The organism is Bartonella sp. AA81SXKL (genome assembly GCF_042196945.1).
GTDB lineage: Bacteria > Pseudomonadota > Alphaproteobacteria > Rhizobiales > Rhizobiaceae > Bartonella.
The window spans coordinates 1-1,462 of the sequence record NZ_JBHIRH010000079.1; the positions used below are offsets into that span (position 1 = coordinate 1).

The window sequence follows — 1,462 nt, forward strand, 5'->3', positions numbered from 1 at the left end:
AACGGACGCATCTCACGAGCAAAAACACCGCATGAACCCATGGATAAATTGGCACTTGAAATGCGTGCCAAACGCTTTGGCTTGACCATAGAAGAGGCTAAAAATCCACTTTCCAGTACCTATATCGGGCGGCTTTATTTGCAAGGCGAAATCAATTAAGACCAATATGATGCTGCGCAAAAATATCTTGAAGTGAAAAACAATTACCTATGTGCAAAAGGATTGCCTAATGCAATTTATGATGAAATGCCTACAACTTCTGATAACGGAGCAAGAGAGAAATGGGTACAGAAGGCAACACAACGTCTTTTAGCTGTAAAAGATGTTGTTCAAGAAGCTCAATGTTTACACCGTCAATATAACCTTCATGCCGCATTACAGTATCTTGTCATAGAAGATCAATCACTACCACACCTTGTGCTTTCATTGCGCATTGCTCTTAATGCGCTTTATAAACATTTTAGCCGTTAAAAAAGAATTGACATCAGATGAAAAATCATTAAAATGTGTATATATTTACACATCATGAGGGGAATGGAACAAGATAGCCGAAAAATCATTACAAAATTAAAGCGTGATGGCTTTGAACTTATCAAAGTGAAAGGTTCTCATCATAAATTAAAAAAAGATGATAAGGTTGTTATCGTTCCACATCCTAAAAAAAATCTTCCGATTGGTACAGCACGTTCTATCGCACAACAAGCAGGCTGGTTAAAAGAAGGAGAAGAAGAATGAAAAGATTTTTTGCTCTTGTTCATAAAGATGAAGACTCTGCTTTTGGTGTTCAGTTTCCTGATTTTGAGGGACTTTTTTCTGCTGCTGATGAGGAAGAAAATTTAATAGCAAATGCAACAGAAGCACTCCAACTTTATTGTGAAGATGTAGATAGAGTGCCTATTCCTTCAAAATTTGAAGAAGTCATACAACGGGAATCTGTCAAAACAGCTTTGTCAGAAGGAGCTTTTTTAATACAAGTTCCTTTTATTGAAAATGATTCAGAAGTCATACGCACAAATATATCAATTGAACGAGGGCTTTTACGTGCAATTGATAATTGTGCACAAAAGAGAGGTTTAACAAGATCTGCTTTTTTGGCAACAGCAGCCCGTCACGAGCTTAATATTTAGCTCATCAATCTGGAAAAATTTCTCACTCTCGATTTTTTTGCAAAAGCGTGTAATTGCATATGATCCGCAAACTATTAATGAAAATCAAAAGGCGGCAGGCAAACAAAACGCTATAGTTAAGAGGGATATAACTATCATTGATACTATATACATGGCATCTAATATTTCTGAACCTGTCATTGCCTTTCCCTCCTATAATAATTTCACAATAATTTATAAAATCTAAAATGTTTTAGAAAATTCTATATATTCTATTTTAAAATAAAAAAATACAAGATCATGATTTTTTTGTTGACATAGTGTAAAAAATCGTATTTAATGACGCCACTGCACTA

2 protein-coding genes and 1 pseudogene are annotated in these 1,462 nt (G+C 35.0%); all 3 read left to right on the forward strand.

Annotated features, from left to right (window positions below):
- Nucleotides 1-471, forward strand: a pseudogene (locus tag ACFINZ_RS09590) (hypothetical protein); the annotation flags it as partial.
- A gap of 63 nt (nucleotides 472-534) precedes the next feature.
- Complete coding sequence (locus tag ACFINZ_RS09595) at nucleotides 535-735, forward strand: type II toxin-antitoxin system HicA family toxin (protein ID WP_375633256.1); 201 nt, start codon at nucleotides 535-537, stop codon at nucleotides 733-735.
- Nucleotides 732-1,127 carry a type II toxin-antitoxin system HicB family antitoxin gene (locus ACFINZ_RS09600; RefSeq protein ID WP_375633257.1) on the forward strand — a complete coding sequence of 132 codons (396 nt, stop codon included), beginning with the start codon at nucleotides 732-734 and terminating at the stop codon, nucleotides 1,125-1,127. Before ACFINZ_RS09595 ends, ACFINZ_RS09600 begins: the two co-directional genes overlap by 4 nt.
- Nucleotides 1,128-1,462 lie beyond the last annotated feature (335 nt).

Bases quoted from the DNA above. Each gene is read 5' to 3' on its own strand.
- ACFINZ_RS09595 (WP_375633256.1), top strand. From the start codon at position 535: ATGGAACAAGATAGCCGAAAAATCATTACAAAATTAAAGCGTGATGGC.
- ACFINZ_RS09600 (WP_375633257.1), top strand. From the start codon at position 732: ATGAAAAGATTTTTTGCTCTTGTTCATAAAGATGAAGACTCTGCTTTT.